Source organism: Rhodoferax sp. GW822-FHT04A08, from assembly GCF_058801025.1.
Genome location: NZ_JBXAMW010000002.1, coordinates 382,720 through 399,239, shown reverse-complemented (window position 1 = coordinate 399,239; position 16,520 = coordinate 382,720). Strand labels below are relative to the sequence as shown.

Genomic DNA, 16,520 nt, shown 5'->3' with positions numbered 1-16,520 from the left:
TCCGCAGCTAGGGTGTCTCCTGCCTATTTCAAGTCGCCGCTCAGCTCAATGTTGGCGTCTATACCCCGATAATCACACGCTGACTAATGCAAAAATATTTATTGCATTACTCTCTTTGAATTTTTGCACTCTAGGAGCTGCAAAAAACTTGCCCGAGTCGGAAAAATAAGAAATTGAACAGTCGCTTGGCAGGTTGGAGTTTTCAAAATTTTGTATACTGACAAACCCGGTCACGAACCAACGCTCCGCGCTTTGTGGCTGGATATTATATTTTTGCTTTGACTGGTATACGCAATGAGCAATATTCCAAAATGCCCCCAATGTGGCTCCGAATACGGATATGAAGATGGCGGTATTTTTATTTGTCCAGAATGCGCTCACGAATGGACAACTGAATCTGTAGAGGAGAATTCCGAAAAAGAGAAAATCGTCCGCGATGCGAACGGAAATATTCTCGCTGACGGTGATACCGTAACTTTAATCAAAGACCTTAAAGTAAAAGGCTCATCGCTTGTAATCAAGGTTGGCACAAAAGCAAAGAATATACGAATCATTGAAGGTGATCATGATATCGATTGCAAAATAGATGGCGTTGGAGCCATGCAATTGAAATCAGAATTTGTTAAAAAAGCATAGCGCTAACTGGGCGTTGCACCCGACACCACGCAAAGCCTCCGCTCCGCTACGGTTTTGCGTGTCGTTGGAGAACTAATCGGTGAAGTCTCATATGCTGCTCTACGGTAGTACCAATTGACACATATGACGCCACCCGCACTACAGCAATACCTGCACGCACATATCCCGCTATCCAAGGCCATGTCGGTTTCCGTCGTCTCAGTGGAGCCGGAGTCCGTAACCTTGAGCGCACCACTCCAACCCAATATCAATCATAGGGAGACGGTCTTCGGTGGCAGTGCTTCGGCGCTGGCGATATTGGCTGCGTGGTGTCTGATACAGACCCGTTTGAGCGCTGAGGGTATTGCCGCGCGGTTGGTGATTCAGGAGAACACCATGAGCTATGACAAACCCATAGCAGGTGAGTTCCTCGCCGTCTCGCAGCTTGACGATCCGCAAGGCTGGGAGAGGTTCAAGATCATGCTGCGTCGCAAGGGCAAAGGCCGTGTCTCCGTGCGTTCGGATCTTGTGTACGAGGGCCAAATAGCTGGTCGTTTCAAGGGCGAGTTTGTTGCCCTGGGGTAGCGATGGGCAAGAGCGCGGCGGCATAATATTTGCACCTTCCACCCAGGTGAACTTGTATCACCGCAACACAGAAAACCATGCACGCAATTCCCACACTTCAGGTTGAAAACGAACGCGTCATCGTGACCAAGTGGACTTTTCCCCCAGGCGCGGATACCGGTGACCACGTGCATGGGCACGATTACGTGGTGGTGCCGTTGACGACGGGCAAACTCCGATTGGTCGAGCCTGACGGTGTTCGTGATGTTGAGTTGGTGGCGGGTGGCTCTTACGCCAAGCTCACGGGCGTTGCCCACAATGTCATCAACATCAATGACTATGAGTTCTCGTTTGTGGAGATCGAACTCAAGTAACGTAGTGCGACCATCGGTCGATCAGAAAAGGAGACATGCCATGCAAATCACGGTTGAAGCTTTTGTCAAAGCCCCGATCGCCAAGGTCTGGAGTGCGTACACCACGCCAGATGACATCGTGCAGTGGAACACGGCCTCTCCCGATTGGCACACGGTTCGGGCCACGGTCGACCTGCGCGCAGGCGGTGCATTCTCATCACGCATGGAGGCCAAGGACGGCAGTTTTGGTTTCGACTTTGCCGGAACCTATACCAAGGTCGTGCCGCATGCGCTGATTGCCTATGCGTTTGGAGAACGCGCTGGCCTCGTTGAGTTTGTGCCGGGCACCGATGGTGTCACCGTGCGTGTCACATTCGATGCAGAGACCGAGCATTCGCCGGATCAGCAACGCCAGGGCTGGCAAGCCATCCTGGACAACTTTGCCAGATACGTTGAATCCCGTTCGTGAAGTGAACAGCCATGTTTGATATCCAGAACTACACCAGTTTCGTACTCGCCATCCTGGTCTTCCAGCTCATTCCCGGCGCTGGCACCATCGCGATCCTGAACGCTACTGCGCGCAATGGTGCGCGTGCCGGCATGGCGGCGGTGGTTGGCACCTTGTGTGGCGACTTTGTGTTCATGGTGGCCGCTGCAGCCGGACTAGCGGCCATCATGCGCGCCAACCCTGTGCTGTTTCAGGCGTTGCAATGTTTTGGCGCGGCCTATCTGATCTGGATGGGAGTGGGGCTCATCCGTACCAAGATCAATACAGCAGAAGGAGCTCCGGAACCGACACGTTCGCCCTGGTCGCATTTCCGCCAGGCGTTTACCGTGAGCCTGACCAACCCCAAGGTGATCCTGTTTTTTGTGTCTTTCTTCCCGTTGTTCCTCAAGCCCCAAGCGTCCACGGTGACGCTGACCGTGATGATGGTGCACGTCACCGTCATCAGCCTGCTGTATCAGTGGGCGCTGGTGCTGGTGGGTAACAAAGTGGCCAGTGCCTTGCGCAACATCCCGTCCGCGCGCCGGTTGGCCACCCGTCTGGCGGGTCTGGCACTTATCGGCTTTGGCATCAAGCTGGCGGCGAACAACCGCTAGTGCAAGGCACGCGGTGTGCGTGCCTTGTCTCCCTTACTGCGGCAGGCGCTGGTCGTACTCTGCGCGCAGGCTGCGCCACATGTCCCATAGCGGCTGCGGCTTCTCGCCAGCCAGACGCGCCTGCAGGATATTGAGGTGGGTGTGCCAGCCCGCGCTGACGTTGAGCAGAACGCCGCGGTCCGGTGCGCGCAGGTGGGTGACGGTGAGGCGCACTTTTTCTCCCTGCGGTTCCAGCTCGAAGCGCACTTCGGAGTTCACGCCCCAGGTGAACACCAGCTTGCGCAAGGGGTCCAGCTCCAGGATGCGGCACTGCATGCGGTGCTCTTCACCAAATCCTTCGGGGCGCTCGCCGGGCGGGTCGGTCACTTCGTCGTTGCGCCAGACCAGCTCGAAAGGCGCCTGTACTTTCAACTCCATCAGACCCGATGCCAGCCACTGGCGGCGCAGGTCGCTGTCGGTCAGGTAGGCCCAGACGCGTTCGATGGGGCCGGGCAACAGCCTTTGCATCTTCAGCGTCACGGGATCGGTCAATACGCCATAGGCGTCGGGTACGAGGGTGGCAGTCATTTGGCTTTTCCTTTCTTGGGTGCGGGTTTGGGTGAAGTGTTTGCCTCTTCAGTGAGCAGCCGCTCCAGCACATTGAGGCGGCTGTTCCAGAAGTCCTGGTAGTAGAGAAGCCATTGGTTGGCACTGGCCAGGGGGCCGGGGTCCAGACGGCAGAAGTGCGTGCGGCCATGCACTTCGCGCTGGATGAGCCCAGCGTTTTCCAGCGCCTTGATGTGCTTGGAGGCCGCGGCCAGCGATATGGAGAAGGGCTCCGCCAGTTGGCTCACGGTGCGCTCGCCCTGGGCCAGGCTGCGCAGCATGCTGCGGCGGGTGGCGTCTCCCAGTGCATGGAAGACGGCATCGAGTTGAGGTGTTTCATATTCAACCATGAAGTTGAATATATGTGCCGCCCAAACAATTGTCAACCATTTGGTTGAATATTTTTGAGGAGGCAAAGCACCTCGGTTCTGGCCCCAGCGGTTACCATGCAACGCTTGTTGTTTTCGAACCCTTACCCCTATGGCCATTGCAGCAAACATCGTCACAGGTCTGGTCGGCCTGCTCCACGCCTATTTCCTCGTGCTCGAGATGTTCCTGTGGGACAAGCCCGCTGGCCGCAGAGCCTTCGGCCTCACGGCGGAACGGGCGCAGTCCACCAAGGTATTGGCAGCCAACCAGGGGCTGTACAACGGCTTTCTGGCGGCGGGCCTGTTCTGGGGCATCGTCTCTGCGGACAGTTCCATCAAGGTCTTCTTCCTGGCCTGCGTGCTGGTGGCGGGTGTGTTTGGTGCCGTTACGGTCAGCCGCAAGATCCTGTTTGTGCAGGCCTTGCCTGCTGCCGTGGGGCTGGCCCTTGTGGGTCTGTCTGCCTGATGCAAGCCGAGTTGCATGAAGGCTACCGCCCTGGCTGCATAGGCCGCATTGCGCAATTGCACGCCACGTACTACGCAGCCACCCACGGTTTTGGTGTGGCCTTCGAGGCCAAGGTGGCGCGCGAGCTGGCGGATTTCTGCACCTATTACCAGCCGGGGCGCGATGGCCTGTGGCTGGTGGAGCAGGGCGGCAACGTGGAGGGCTCCGTCATCATCGACGGTTCGCACGCAGACACGGATCACGCCCACTTGCGCTGGTTCATCACGTCGGACGCCATCAAGGGCCAGGGCATGGGCCGACGCCTGTTGCAGCAGGCCATAGACTTCGTGGACGCCTGCGGCTATCGCAGCACGCAGCTATGGACCTTTGCCGGGTTGGACGCGGCGCGTCACCTGTACGAGTCGTATGGGTTTGAACTGGTGCACCAGAGTCCGGGTAACCAATGGGGTTCCGTGGTGACGGAGCAGCAGTTCGTGCGCTGCAACCCTCACTAGCTGGGTTGCCGCCAGCACACCATCTTCATACACACATGTTGCTGCGCATACACCACGCCGCCATCATCTGCTCTGACTACGCCACGTCCAAGCGCTTCTACACCGAGACGCTGGGCTTGCGCGTGCTGGCCGAGCACTACCGTGCGGAGCGTCAGTCCTACAAGCTGGATCTGGTCTTGCCCGACGGTTCGCAGATCGAGCTGTTCTCATTTCCTGCCGCACCACCGCGCCCGTCGTACCCGGAGGCGTGTGGTCTGCGGCATCTGGCTTTTGCCGTTGCGGATGTGGCGCAGTGCAAGGTGGAGCTGGAGTCCAAGGGATTGGTCGTGGAAGACATCCGGGTGGATGCGTACACGGGCAGGCGTTTTGTATTCTTTGCCGACCCGGATGGTCTGCCCTTGGAACTGTATGAGGAGTAGCTTATGAAGTCGATACAAACCATGGCTTGCATGGCGCTGTTGCTGGGCATGGGTGCCATCACCGGATGCACGGCACGTAGCTGGTACGAAGGCAACAAGATGAGTGCCGTGAATTACTGCAATCACCTGCCGCCGGGCGATGTGGACCAGTGCCTCAAAGGTGTGAACAAGCAGAGCTACGAGGAATACGAAAAGGAACGCGCAGGCCAGCAGTAGGCCTGGCTCGTGTACGCGATTGCTGGCAGTCAGTTTCTGTGTGAGCGGATCAGTGCCACCAGCCCGGTGGCCGCTACCAGTACCAGCAACGCCGGAAAGCCCAGGGTGGGTGACCAGTCGATGAGCGCGCCCGACACGCCCGAGGCCACCAGACCACCCAGCGTATAGGTGAGCACCAGCACCGCCGTGCTATTGACCAGGGTGATGCCTTTCTCACGCGCGCCGATGTCGGTCATGGACATGGAATACAGCACGCCACCGGCGCCGCCCCAGACGAACACGATCGGCCAGGCCAGCGCGGGTGTGTGTGCCACCCAAGGTAGCGCCAGCGTGGCCAGCAGCATGATGGAGGCTGACCACACCATCAGTGTGCGACGGCCCCGTGCCTGATTGATAAAACGGTCGGAAATGTAGCCTGCGGGAATGGTCAGCGCCACACCACCTAGGCCGCTGATGGACACCATGACGGCAGCGGCAGCACCGCTCAGACCCAGGGCCAGACCGTACAGGGGCAGTATGGAGGTCACCCCCGTCTCAAAGAAGCCGCCCACGAAGCCGGCCAACATGATGATGGGGTGCTCCATCAGGGCGTGCCACAAGCCGCGCACGCCCACGTGGGCGATGCCGGCATCGGCTGCCGAGGGGACAGGGGGAATCAGCGCGGTCCACAGCAGGCCCAGCAGGTTGAGCCCGTTGACCACCCACAGTGTGATGCTGCTCTGCGGGCCCAGCCAGACCATGAGCGTGGGGCCGATGATGAAGGTCGCGCTGACCAGCGTCTGGAACAGCCCGACATAGCGTCCCCGCTTTTGCGGCGGGCAGAACTCGGCAATCAGAGCCTCTGCCAGCACCCAGCGCAAGGACATGGCGATGCCCGACAGCAGGTTGAGCGCAAACCATAGCACCAGTTGCTGTGTCAGGGTGAACAGCAGGGCGCACAGCATCAGCACCGCAGAGGCCAGCCACATGCATTGCCGCCGGCCCATGCGATTGGCCACGGTGGATGCAAACGGTGTCATCACGAAGATACCCAGCCACCCGGTGGCAACGAACAGCCCTGCCACGGTGCTGCTGACGTCTGCCCCTTTGAGCCGCAGCAACAAAAGAGGTGTGAGGATGAAGTAACCCACCAGCGCAAAAAAGGTAGAGCCGAAAATGGCTGCCAGCCCGAGGCGGCTGCCGGCGGGGGCTTCGGTGTTGTTCATGGCTGGCGCGCCTGCAGGACGGCTGCGGCCACCTCGGCAAAGCCGGCGCCACGCTCGGACGGTGCCACGTAGCGCGGCAGGTGCGACAGGCGATCGGCCACCGTGCGGATATTGGCAACCCCGGCGCTATGGACGAAGTGCTCGAACATGGCCACGTCGTTGCCGGAATCTCCGACGAAGACCCACTGCCCGATTTCATCTTCCAGACGACGGCCCAGCAGTTGCTGAGCGATCCAGCAGGCACCACGCCACTTGTTGAAGACACCGTAGCAGCCGTGGATGTGGATGCTGCTGACGGTGGTGTGCAGGCCCTCAGCCTCCATGATCGCAACGACCTGGGCAATTTCCTGCGGGGTCAGCTGGGCGAATTCGGCTGCGTCTATGGCCAGGTCGGTCTCCCGGCCATCGCTGTCGCGCGTGATCTGCGCCGCCGGTACCTGGCTGGTGATGCGGCTTGCCACGGAGCGCATGCGCGCCCGGTTGCGCGCCCGCACTGCGGCTTCCTGCTGGTAGATCTTGCTGCGGTTGGACGCAGGTCCGACCCAGGCCACGGCACCGTTCTCGGCGACCACCGCATCCAGCGGCCAGGGCGCGTGTCCCGTGTCTGCATCGCCGCGGGCGAGTCGCTCGCACCAACCAATGGGGCGGCCGGTGATGGCAATTACATGCAGCCCGGCAGCCTTGAGCCGCTCCAGTGCCTGCAAGGCGTCCGGGGTGATGTGGCCGTGCGTGGTGAGCGTGTCGTCAATGTCGGTGAACACACCGACGATGGCCTGGCGCTCGGATACGGGCCAGTCGTGCAGGGGCCGCATGCGCTGCATCAGCCGGCGGACTGCAATGCCAGACCCGCGTGTTCGCGCAGCGGATGGAAGTGGATCTTGGGGAAGCGCTCCTGCGCCAGCCGCACGTCGTACGGGCTGGTGCACAGATAGGCCAACGTGTCGGCCGCATCACGCGCCATGCGCTGCGGGTAGGCGTTGATGAACTCCTGCAGCTCCTTGGGTGTGTCGGCAGTGATCCAGCGCGCGCCGGTGTACTGGCTACCTTCCAGGCGGATGTCGGCGTCGTATTCGCCCTTGAGGCGGTGCTGCACCACTTCAAACTGCAACTGCCCCACGGCGCCCAGCAGCATGTTGCCGCCCATTTCCGGGCGGAACACCTGGATCGCGCCTTCTTCACCCAGTTGCGCCAGACCTTGCTGGAGCTGCTTGGTGCGCAGCGGATTGCGCAGCACCACGGTCATGAACATTTCGGGGGCGAAGAAGGGCAGGCCGGTGTACATCAGGTTCACACTGCCGTCGGTGATGGTGTCGCCCAGCTGCACGCCGCCATGGGTGGTGAAGCCAACGATGTCACCGGCGTAGGCCTCTTCCACCGCCTCGCGGCGCTGGCTCATGAAGGTCACCACGCTGGTGGGGCGCAGTTCCTTGGCGGTGCGCATCACCTTGAGCTTCATGCCCGGGGTGTACTTGCCGGAGGCCATGCGCACAAAGGCAATGCGGTCGCGGTGGTTGGCATCCATATTGGCCTGCACCTTGAACACAACGCCGCTGAAAGCCTCGTCTTCGGGCTGCACTTGCTTGATGACCGGCTGCTTGTTGACAACGAAGGAGCTGGTACGCGGGCCGGGTGCAGGTGCCAGGTCCACCAGCGCGTCCAGCACCTCCATCACACCGAAGTTGTTCACACCGGAGCCAAAGAACACCGGCGTCTGCTTGCCGGCCAGAAAGGCTTCATGGTCCCATGCGGGCGATGCGCCCGTGGCCAGTTCCATGCTTTCGATGGCCGAGGTCCACTCATGGCCAAAACGCTGGGCCAGCGAGTCGGCGTTGTCCAGCGGCACCGTGTCAAAGTCCTGCGGGCGGCGTTCACTGCCGCTCTCGAACACGGTCATGGCCTTGGTGCGCAGGTTGATGATGCCGCCAAAGGCCTTGCCCTGGCCCACCGGCCAGGTCATGGGCACGCAGGGCATGCCCAGCTCGCGTTCGATTTCGTCCAGGATGTCCAACGGCTCACGCACTTCGCGGTCCATCTTGTTGACGAAGGTGATGATGGGTGTGTCGCGTTGGCGGCAGACCTCGATCAGGCGACGGGTTTGCGACTCCACGCCGTTGGCCGCGTCAATCACCATCAGCGCCGAGTCCACCGCGGTCAGCACACGGTAGGTGTCTTCGCTGAAGTCCTTGTGTCCAGGGGTGTCCAGCAGGTTGATGACGTGGTCGCGGTACATCATCTGCATCACGCTCGATGCCACCGAGATTCCGCGCTGCTTTTCGATTTCCATCCAGTCGGAGGTGGCATGGCGGCTGGCCTTGCGCGCCTTCACCGAGCCGGCGATCTGGATTGCGCCGGAGAACAGCAGCAGCTTTTCGGTCAGCGTGGTTTTACCCGCGTCCGGGTGGGAAATGATGGCAAAGGTGCGGCGACGCCGGGTTTCGTTGGCAAAAGACAAGGGGGTTCCAGATCGAGGGGTGGGAGGCGGAATTTTACCGGCTGGGTGAGACAGGTCGGATTGGCGCTATTCTTGCTGCAGCCCCCAACCGGAAGGAGCTAACTTTTTGCACCACGATCTCTTGAACCAACGCAGTGCGGGCATTGTCTTGCATCCGACCAGTTTGCCGGGGCCCCATGGGAGCGGGGACCTGGGACCCAACGCCTATTACTTTGTGGATTGGCTGCACACCGCCGGTCAAACCCTGTGGCAGACCCTGCCGCTAGGCCCCATCGGCCTGGCCAATTCGCCGTATATGGGCCGTTCGGCCATGGCGGGCAACCCGTATCTGGTGGCCTTGGAGCCCCTGGTGCAGCAGGGCTGGCTGGATGGCGCCGCGCTACACAACAGCTTCATCGCGGAACACGTGCGGTTCGAGGAAGTGCTGCCCTGGCGCATGGAGCGCTTGCGCCTGGCCTTTGCAGGCTTCTGCGAGAAGGCTGACGCACCCACGCAAGCACAGTTTGCGCAATGGCAGCAGGACAACGCCGCCTGGCTGGACGACTACGTCCTGTTCATGGCGCTGGATGCGCACTACGCCACCGACCTCTGGACCGACTGGCCTGCGCCGTTGGCCCGGCGAAACGCCGCTGCGCTGGCTCAAGCGCGCAACGTCCATGCGCAGGAAATTGCTTTCTGGGCCTTTGTGCAATGGCAGTTCGACGTGCAACTGCAAGCCCTCAAGGCCTATGCCAATGCCAAGGGGGTCTACCTGGTGGGTGATCTGCCCATCTTCATTGCCCACCACTCCTGCGACTGCTGGGCACGCCCGGACCTCTACCTGCTGGATGACGAAGGCCAGCCCAGCGTGGTGGCCGGTGTGCCGCCCGACTACTTTGCGGTGGAAGGCCAGCGCTGGGGCAACCCGCTGTACGACTGGGAGGCCATGGCGGCCGATGGCTACCAATGGTGGGTGGAGCGCATCCGGCGTCAGCTGCAGCTGGCCAACCTGATCCGCATCGACCACTTCCGGGGCTTTGAAGCCTGCTGGGAAATACCAGTCACCGAACCAACCGCCATCCATGGCCGCTGGGTCAAGGGGCCGGGCATTGCCCTGTTTGAGGCGGTGGAGCGCGCCCTGGGCAAGCCGCCCATCATTGCAGAGGATTTGGGGCTGATCACGCCCGAGGTGGATGCCTTGCGGCTGAGCACCGGGTTCCCGGGCATGCGGGTGCTGCAGTTTGGTTTTTCAGAGGATGCCACCAGCAGCCACTTGCCGCACAACTATGTGGCCAACACGGTGGTGTACTGCGGCACCCACGACAACGACATGGCACTGGGCTGGTGGGTATGTTGCAGCCCGCGTGAGCGGGCCTTTGCCGCCGAATACCTGGGTACCGACGGTCACGACGTGCACTGGGCCATGATCCGCGCCTGCGCCTTGTCGGTGGCCAACCACGCGCTGTGCCAGTTCCAGGATGTGCTGGGGCTGGACGGCTACCACCGGATGAACACACCCGGCACCATGGGCTGCTGGACCTGGCGCTTCCGTTGGGATTGGGTGCGTCCCGAGCACGCTGAGCGGCTCGCCCGCATCACGGCCGTCAGCGGCCGCACCCGCTTCGCGCGACTGCAACTTCCGGCGTAAACGCCGCCCACCGACCGATCTTTACAAAGGCCACTAGGGAAAGCACTAGTACCTTCCAAAAACGTTTTTGGCAAAATCAAAAACGTTTTTGGAGGCCACTCTCTGGCGTCCACTACAGGAGCGCCCTACATGAGTCAGTCAGACGTCCGCCTGCGCGGAATCCAGAAGAGCTACGGCAAAGTACACGTCATCCACGGTGTGGATCTGGACATTGAGCCGGGCGAATTCGCTGTATTCGTCGGCCCGTCGGGCTGCGGCAAGACCACCTTGCTGCGCATGATTGCCGGGCTGGAAGAAATCTCCAGCGGCACCCTGACCATAGGTGGCGAATCGGTCAACGACCTGCCACCCAGCGACCGCGGCGTGGCCATGGTGTTCCAGAGCTACGCGCTGTATCCGCACAAGACGGTGTTCGACAACATGGCCTTTGCACTCAAGATTGCCAAGGTGCCCAAGGAAGAGATTGCGAAGCGGGTGAACGCCGCGGCTGACATCCTGCAGTTGCGCGAGTACCTGCAGCGCCTGCCCAAGGCACTCTCTGGCGGCCAGCGCCAGCGCGTGGCCATTGGGCGCGCCATCGTAAGAAATCCCAAGGTGTTCCTGTTTGACGAGCCGCTGTCCAACCTGGATGCGGCCTTGCGTACCAAGATGCGCGTGGAGCTGGCCACGCTGCACCGCAGCCTGGGCGCCACCATGATCTATGTGACACATGACCAGGTCGAGGCCATGACCCTGGCCGACAAGATTGTGGTGCTCAACAAGGGCCGGGTGGAGCAGGTGGGCCGCCCACTGGAGCTCTACAACAAACCCGCGAGCCAGTTCGTAGCAGGCTTCATCGGTTCACCCCAGATGAACTTCATCAGCGGTGACTTCGCTGCCCGCCTGGGCGCCACCACCGTGGGCCTACGCCCCGAACACCTCAAGGTGCAGGAGGGCGGACCGATCCAGGGCACGCTGCTGCATTCGGAAAAACTGGGTAATGAAACCTTTGCCTATGTGCAGGCCGGTGCACTGGGCGAAATCACCGCACGCATGGATGGAACGCTGGCGCACGAGCCAGGGCAGTCCATTGCGCTGGCCTTTGCACCGGAACATCTCTACCGCTTTGGTGCGGACGGAAAAAGCATGTAATTTTTTTGCTTTGCGGATTGGCCGCCAAGCACTTTCAGGAGACGACAGGTATGTTCAAGAAAACCGCAATCGCCGCAGGCTCGCTGTTGGCACTGTGCTCCGTGGTCACGCCCTCTGTGGCGGCGGACTACAAGGGGCCGGACCTCAAGGGGGAAGTGATCACCATTACCTGTCCTTGGACCGGAGCCGAAGAAGGCATGTTCAAGAAAGTTGTTGCCAATTTCGAAAAGGCCACCGGCGCCACGGTAAAGCACTCCTGTTCGCAAAGCTCGGAGCAGCAGATCGTCATCGACATCAAGGCGGGCTCACCTACCAATATCTCGGTGTTCCCACAACCCGGGCTGGCCGCCAACATGGCTGCCATCGGTGGACTGACGCCGCTGGGTCCCAAGGTGCAGGAGTGGGTCAAGAAGAACTACGCCGCGGGTCAGTCCTGGGCCGATCTGGGTACCTACAAGAACAAGGCCGGCAAGCCGGAGTTCTATGGCTTTTTCTACAACGTGAACGTCAAGAGCCTGGTCTGGTACATCCCGGAAAACTTCAAGGAAAGGGGCTACAAAGTGCCCAAGACCATGGAGGAGTTGCAGGCCCTGACCAAGAAGATGGCTGCTGACGGCGGTGCCAAGCCCTGGTGTATCGGCCTGGGCAGCGACGCCGCTACCGGCTGGCCTGCCACCGACTGGGTGGAGGACATGATGCTGCGCCTGCACCCGCCAGAGGTCTATGACGACTGGGTCAGCAACAAGATGAAGTTCAACGACCCGCGCGTGATTGAGGCCATCGAGGCCTATGGCTGGTTCGCCAAGAACGATGCCTACGTGGATGGCGGCGCCAAGGCCGTGGCCACGGTGAGCTTCAAGGACAGCCCCAAGGGTCTGTTTGGTTCGCCACCCAAGTGCTATATGCACCGCCAGGCCAGCTTCATTCCGGCCTTCTTCCCCGATGGCAAGGCCGATGAGGCGGACTTCTTCTACTTCCCCTCGTTTGCTAGCAAGAAGTTGGGCAACCCGGTGGAAGGTGGCGGCACCATCATGACCATCACCAAGGACAGCAAGGGTGCGCGTGCCTTCATGGAATACCTGCAACATCCGCAGGCCCATGAAATCTGGATGGCCGAAGGCGGCTTCCTCACGCCGTTCAAGGGTGTGGACATGAACAAGTACAAGACCAAGGCGCTCAAGAAGCAGGGCGAGATCCTGCTGGGTGCCACGACGTTCCGCTTTGATGGCTCCGACCTGATGCCCGGCGCCGTGGGCGCAGGGAGCTTCTGGAAGGGCATGGTCAATTACTCCGGAGGTGCCTCCGCCAAGGAAGTGGCCGACGAAATCCAGAAGAGCTGGGACGCCATCAAGTAACGAGTCCGTCAACGCGAGCTGACTGCCATGAATGAATCCCTAGTTCAAACGCTTACCGCCGTGGTGGTCAGCATCGCGTTCTGCCTGCTGTACTTTGCAGGTAGCAACCTGTTGCTTGACAAGCTGGTGGACGCAACGTCTGCCAGCAGGAATCGCAAGGAAGGGCTCAAGTCCGGCATACGGCCCTGGCTGTTTCTAGCGCCTGCCTTGCTGCTCCTGGGTGTCTATCTTTTCTATCCGTTGTTTGAGACCTTTCGCCTGAGCTTCTTTGATGCCACGGGCGAGACCTTTGTGGGTCTGTCCAACTACCAGTGGGTGTTTGTCGACCAGAACTTCCTGATCACCATCCGCAACAACTTCATGTGGCTGCTGGTGGTGCCGGCTACCGCCACCGCGCTGGGTCTGATCGTGGCGGTTCTGGCGGACCGCGTGTGGTGGGGTAACTTTGCCAAGTCCATGGTGTTCATGCCCATGGCGATCAGCTTTGTGGGCGCCAGTGTGATCTGGAAGTTCGTGTTCGACTTCAAAGGCCCGGACGCCGACCAGATCGGGATACTCAACGCCATCGTCATGGGGTTGGGCATGAAGCCGCAAGCCTGGGTCACGTTGCCGTTCTGGAACAACTTCTTCCTCATGGCCATCCTGATCTGGATACAGACTGGGTTTGCCATGGTAATTCTGTCGGCGGCCTTGCGTGGCGTGCCTACCGACACCATAGAGGCCGCCCGCATCGACGGCGCCAGCGGGTTGCAGATATTTTTTGAAATCATGGTGCCGCAGGTGATGTCCACCATTGTGGTGGTGTGGACCACCATCACCATCACCGTGCTCAAGGTGTTTGATGTGGTGATGGCCATGACCGGCGGCCAGTGGGATACCAGTGTGCTGGCCAACCTCATGTACGACTGGATGTTCCGTGGGGGCGGTGACTATGGTCGCAGTTCTACCTTGGCCATGGTGTTGATGTTTGCTGTGATCCCGGTGATGGCCTTCAACATCCGGCGCTTCCGCACCGAGGAGGCGCAGCGATGAAAAAGTACTTCTCCCTGCCATCTATCCTGGCGCAGCTGTTGTTGCTGGTGATTGTTGCGCTCTGGGTCATGCCCACCTTCGGTCTGTTGGTGTCGAGTTTCCGTGAGAAGGATCAACTGATTTCCAGCGGCTGGTGGACTGCAATGTCCACACAGAAGCGCGCCGACATGCGCCGCACCGGGGGCGCACAGAGCGTGGTGCAGGATGGCGACAAGTTCATCATCACCGGCCGCCTGTTTGCCGAGGGTGCCCATGTGCACATCCGCAAGTTCTCCCTGCAATCCTCCAAACCCGACCGCTACGATGCAGGCAGCACGGTCGAAGTGGCAGACGGCCAGATATTTGACGAGGAGGACGGCAAACCCGACGGCACATTGACGGTGGCCGCAGACAGCAGCTACCGGCTGGAGCTCACCGCCCCTTACGACAAGGACAAGGGCGTTCGCATCTTCTATGTGGCCGAGACGCCGCCCACTTTCAGCACCCAGAACTACTCCCGCGTGGTGGCATCCGAGGGCGTGGGCCAGGCGTTCCTGAACACGTTTGAGGTGACCATTCCGGCCACGTTCATTCCCATCCTGATCGCAGCCTTTGCTGCTTACGCCTTCAGCTGGATGGAATTTCCCGGGCGCAAATGGCTGTTCATCGTGGTGGTCGGTCTGCTGGTGGTGCCGCTGCAGATGTCGCTCATTCCCCTGCTGCGCCTGTACAACGAGCTGGGTGCGGCGCTGGGCATTGAGTCCAAGTCCTTCCTGGGTGTGTGGTTGGCGCACTCTGCCTTTGGCTTGCCGCTGGCCATCTACCTGCTGCGCAACTACATCGCAGCGCTGCCGCGCGACATCATCGAGAGCGCGCGCATGGATGGTGCCTCGCACTACCAAATATTTACCAGCATCGTGCTGCCCCTCTCGCTGCCCGCGCTGGCCAGTTTTGCCATCTTCCAGTTCCTGTGGGTGTGGAACGACTTTCTGGTGGCGCTGGTGTTTCTGGGCAAGTCACCCGATCATGTGGTGCTGACCATCAAGCTCAACGATTTGCTGGGTTCTCGTGGTGAGAGTTGGGAAATCCTGACCGCCAGTGCCTTCGTGTCCATCGCTGTGCCGGTGGCGGTGTTCTTCTCGTTGCAACGCTTCTTTGTGCGGGGCTTGTTGTCCGGCTCGGTGAAGGGCGGCTAGGGATTTGGGCAAGCAGGGAGAGTCAGGCCTGAAGCAGGCGCTGCAACATCAGCGCACTGCGCTTCGGTGTACGTTTTTGGGTTTGGAAGTCAACATGCACGATGCCAAAGCGCTGGCTGTAACCATGCGCCCATTCGAAGTTGTCCATCAGGCTCCACACGTAGTAGCCGCGGATATCGGCGCCGTTGCGGATCAGCCCGGCCACATGCTCCAGATGGGTCTGCAGATAGTCGCAGCGCATGGTGTCGTTCACAGCACCATCGGTCACACCGGTGTTGTCTGCAGCACCGTTCTCGGTGATCCACAGCGCGGGCAGCGGCCATTGGCGCAGCAGGTTCTGCACGACGCGGGTCAAACCCTCCGGATAGATTTCCCAGCCGATGTCGGTCAGTGGCTTGGGTGCGGTCGGCGTAACAAACGCGTAGCCGCGCTCGACATCGCGACCACCCGCTGGCGCCTGGGCAATGGTGCGGGTGTAGTAGTTCAGGCCCATGAAGTCCATGGGTTGCGCGCAGATGGCCAGATCGCCTTCCTTGCGCGTGGCATTCAGCGCGCCAATCTGCTGCAAGAGTTCTTGCGGCCATTCACGGCCAAAGAGCGGATTCAGAAAGCAGTCGTTGCGTTCCAGCTCGGCCAGGCGCGCGGCCTGTACGTCTTCGGGGCGGCTGCTGGCAGGGTCGCTCAACTCCGGGTTGAGCACGATGCCCAGCGAGGTGTCGGTGCGTACCGCGCGCCAGGCCTGCAGGCCCAGACCATGGGCCAGCATCAGATGGTGGGCTGCCACCAGCGACTGCGCCCGGTCTTGTACGCCCGGTGCAAACACGCCCAGGTCGTGTCCCAGAAAGGCGCTGCACCAGGGCTCGTTGAGCGTGGCCACGCGGGGCAGGCGGTCACCCAGGTGGCGTGCCACCAGGTCGGCATATTCGGCAAAGCGGTATGCCGTGTCGCGGTTCAGCCAGCCACCTTCCAAATGGGCCGGCAAGTCCCAATGGAACAGCGTGGCGTTGGGCGTGATCTGGTGCTTCTCCAGCGCATCGAGCAGACGTTTGTAGAAGTTCAGGCCGGCCGGGTTCAGGCTGTTGTCCTGGCGCGTGATGCGCGTCCATGCAATCGAAAAGCGGTAGTGCTTGAAACCCAGGTCGGCGATCAACTGCACGTCTTCGGCCAAGCGGTGGTAGTGGTCGCAGGCGACACTGCCGTCACTCGCGTCCAGGATGCGGCCGGGCTGCGCGCAGAAGGTATCCCAGATGCTGGGCACTTTGCCATCAACCGTGCTCGCCCCCTCGATCTGGAAGGCCGAGGTGGCGCAGCCCCATTCAAAACGTGCAGGCGACAGCAGCGGGTCCAAAGTCATTCGATTCG

Annotated in this window: 20 protein-coding genes; 14 read left to right on the top strand and 6 right to left on the bottom strand. The window is 60.7% G+C overall.

The features are described from left to right. Nucleotides 1-294: 294 nt before the first annotated feature. The 5 genes from AC1RMF_RS06415 (at nucleotide 295) to AC1RMF_RS06395 (ending at nucleotide 2,633) form a co-directional block, all read left to right on the top strand. Nucleotides 295-636 (top strand): zinc ribbon domain-containing protein YjdM, encoded by a 342-nt coding sequence (locus AC1RMF_RS06415; RefSeq protein WP_342618881.1) that lies wholly within the window; start codon nucleotides 295-297, stop codon nucleotides 634-636. A 123-nt stretch (nucleotides 637-759) separates the two neighbouring features. Further along, nucleotides 760-1,200, top strand: a complete 441-nt coding sequence (locus AC1RMF_RS06410; RefSeq protein WP_493140549.1) for a YiiD C-terminal domain-containing protein — start codon at nucleotides 760-762, stop codon at nucleotides 1,198-1,200. A gap of 77 nt (nucleotides 1,201-1,277) precedes the next feature. Further along, nucleotides 1,278-1,553, top strand: a complete 276-nt coding sequence (locus AC1RMF_RS06405; RefSeq protein ID WP_342618879.1) for a cupin domain-containing protein — start codon at nucleotides 1,278-1,280, stop codon at nucleotides 1,551-1,553. A gap of 40 nt (nucleotides 1,554-1,593) precedes the next feature. Beyond that, complete coding sequence (locus tag AC1RMF_RS06400; RefSeq protein WP_493140547.1) at nucleotides 1,594-2,001, top strand: SRPBCC family protein; 408 nt, start codon at nucleotides 1,594-1,596, stop codon at nucleotides 1,999-2,001. A gap of 11 nt (nucleotides 2,002-2,012) precedes the next feature. Beyond that, a complete protein-coding gene (locus AC1RMF_RS06395; protein ID WP_493140545.1) occupies nucleotides 2,013-2,633 on the top strand; it encodes a LysE family translocator in 621 nt (206 codons plus the stop codon). A gap of 33 nt (nucleotides 2,634-2,666) precedes the next feature. On the opposite strand, the gene AC1RMF_RS06390 is transcribed toward AC1RMF_RS06395, so the two are convergent. Next, nucleotides 2,667-3,200, bottom strand: a complete 534-nt coding sequence (locus AC1RMF_RS06390; RefSeq protein WP_493140543.1) for an SRPBCC family protein — start codon at nucleotides 3,198-3,200, stop codon at nucleotides 2,667-2,669. Then, a complete protein-coding gene (locus AC1RMF_RS06385) occupies nucleotides 3,197-3,568 on the bottom strand; it encodes an ArsR/SmtB family transcription factor (RefSeq protein ID WP_342618875.1) in 372 nt (123 codons plus the stop codon). The genes AC1RMF_RS06390 and AC1RMF_RS06385 overlap by 4 nt, the downstream gene beginning before the upstream one ends. 130 nt (nucleotides 3,569-3,698) lie before the next feature. On the opposite strand from AC1RMF_RS06385, the gene AC1RMF_RS06380 reads away from it, so the two are divergent. The 4 genes from AC1RMF_RS06380 to AC1RMF_RS06365 are packed head-to-tail and all read left to right on the top strand — an operon-like array spanning nucleotide 3,699 to nucleotide 5,181. Next, nucleotides 3,699-4,052, top strand: coding sequence for a DUF1304 domain-containing protein (locus tag AC1RMF_RS06380; RefSeq protein WP_342618874.1), 354 nt, complete (start codon nucleotides 3,699-3,701; stop codon nucleotides 4,050-4,052). Then, on the top strand, nucleotides 4,052-4,546 hold the full coding sequence (locus AC1RMF_RS06375; RefSeq protein WP_493140540.1) for a GNAT family N-acetyltransferase: 495 nt from the start codon (nucleotides 4,052-4,054) through the stop codon (nucleotides 4,544-4,546). The genes AC1RMF_RS06380 and AC1RMF_RS06375 overlap by 1 nt, the downstream gene beginning before the upstream one ends. A gap of 35 nt (nucleotides 4,547-4,581) precedes the next feature. Then, entirely contained in the window at nucleotides 4,582-4,965 is a 384-nt protein-coding gene (gene gloA2 / locus AC1RMF_RS06370; RefSeq protein WP_342618872.1) for an SMU1112c/YaeR family gloxylase I-like metalloprotein, read from the top strand. Between the two features lie 3 nt (nucleotides 4,966-4,968). Next, a complete protein-coding gene (locus AC1RMF_RS06365) occupies nucleotides 4,969-5,181 on the top strand; it encodes a hypothetical protein (RefSeq protein WP_493140537.1) in 213 nt (70 codons plus the stop codon). A 29-nt stretch (nucleotides 5,182-5,210) separates the two neighbouring features. On the opposite strand, the gene AC1RMF_RS06360 is transcribed toward AC1RMF_RS06365, so the two are convergent. The 3 genes from AC1RMF_RS06360 to AC1RMF_RS06350 are packed head-to-tail and all read right to left on the bottom strand — an operon-like array spanning nucleotide 5,211 to nucleotide 8,838. Continuing rightward, nucleotides 5,211-6,386: an MFS transporter gene (locus tag AC1RMF_RS06360; protein WP_493140534.1), complete on the bottom strand. Its 1,176-nt coding sequence runs from the start codon at nucleotides 6,384-6,386 to the stop codon at nucleotides 5,211-5,213. Continuing rightward, nucleotides 6,383-7,198, bottom strand: coding sequence for an HAD family hydrolase (locus AC1RMF_RS06355; protein WP_493140532.1), 816 nt, complete (start codon nucleotides 7,196-7,198; stop codon nucleotides 6,383-6,385). The genes AC1RMF_RS06360 and AC1RMF_RS06355 overlap by 4 nt, the downstream gene beginning before the upstream one ends. 8 nt (nucleotides 7,199-7,206) lie before the next feature. Then, complete coding sequence (locus AC1RMF_RS06350; protein ID WP_493140529.1) at nucleotides 7,207-8,838, bottom strand: peptide chain release factor 3; 1,632 nt, start codon at nucleotides 8,836-8,838, stop codon at nucleotides 7,207-7,209. A 106-nt stretch (nucleotides 8,839-8,944) separates the two neighbouring features. Here AC1RMF_RS06350 and malQ point away from each other — a divergent pair, with 106 nt between their 5' ends. From malQ to AC1RMF_RS06325, 5 genes are all read left to right on the top strand, one after another. Continuing rightward, the gene (gene malQ, locus AC1RMF_RS06345; protein WP_493140527.1) at nucleotides 8,945-10,465 is read left to right on the top strand and encodes a 4-alpha-glucanotransferase; all 1,521 of its coding nucleotides are present in this window, start codon (nucleotides 8,945-8,947) and stop codon (nucleotides 10,463-10,465) included. 129 nt (nucleotides 10,466-10,594) lie between these two features. Continuing rightward, the gene (locus AC1RMF_RS06340; protein ID WP_493140524.1) at nucleotides 10,595-11,596 is read left to right on the top strand and encodes an ABC transporter ATP-binding protein; all 1,002 of its coding nucleotides are present in this window, start codon (nucleotides 10,595-10,597) and stop codon (nucleotides 11,594-11,596) included. Between the two features lie 50 nt (nucleotides 11,597-11,646). Further along, nucleotides 11,647-12,951 (top strand): ABC transporter substrate-binding protein, encoded by a 1,305-nt coding sequence (locus AC1RMF_RS06335; protein ID WP_342618865.1) that lies wholly within the window; start codon nucleotides 11,647-11,649, stop codon nucleotides 12,949-12,951. Between the two features lie 27 nt (nucleotides 12,952-12,978). Then, the gene (locus tag AC1RMF_RS06330) at nucleotides 12,979-13,983 is read left to right on the top strand and encodes a carbohydrate ABC transporter permease (RefSeq protein WP_493140522.1); all 1,005 of its coding nucleotides are present in this window, start codon (nucleotides 12,979-12,981) and stop codon (nucleotides 13,981-13,983) included. Further along, the gene (locus AC1RMF_RS06325; RefSeq protein WP_493140520.1) at nucleotides 13,980-15,158 is read left to right on the top strand and encodes a carbohydrate ABC transporter permease; all 1,179 of its coding nucleotides are present in this window, start codon (nucleotides 13,980-13,982) and stop codon (nucleotides 15,156-15,158) included. The genes AC1RMF_RS06330 and AC1RMF_RS06325 overlap by 4 nt, the downstream gene beginning before the upstream one ends. A gap of 22 nt (nucleotides 15,159-15,180) precedes the next feature. Here AC1RMF_RS06325 and AC1RMF_RS06320 read toward each other — a convergent pair whose 3' ends face one another. Further along, complete coding sequence (locus AC1RMF_RS06320; protein ID WP_493140518.1) at nucleotides 15,181-16,512, bottom strand: GH1 family beta-glucosidase; 1,332 nt, start codon at nucleotides 16,510-16,512, stop codon at nucleotides 15,181-15,183. Nucleotides 16,513-16,520: the final 8 nt, after the last annotated feature.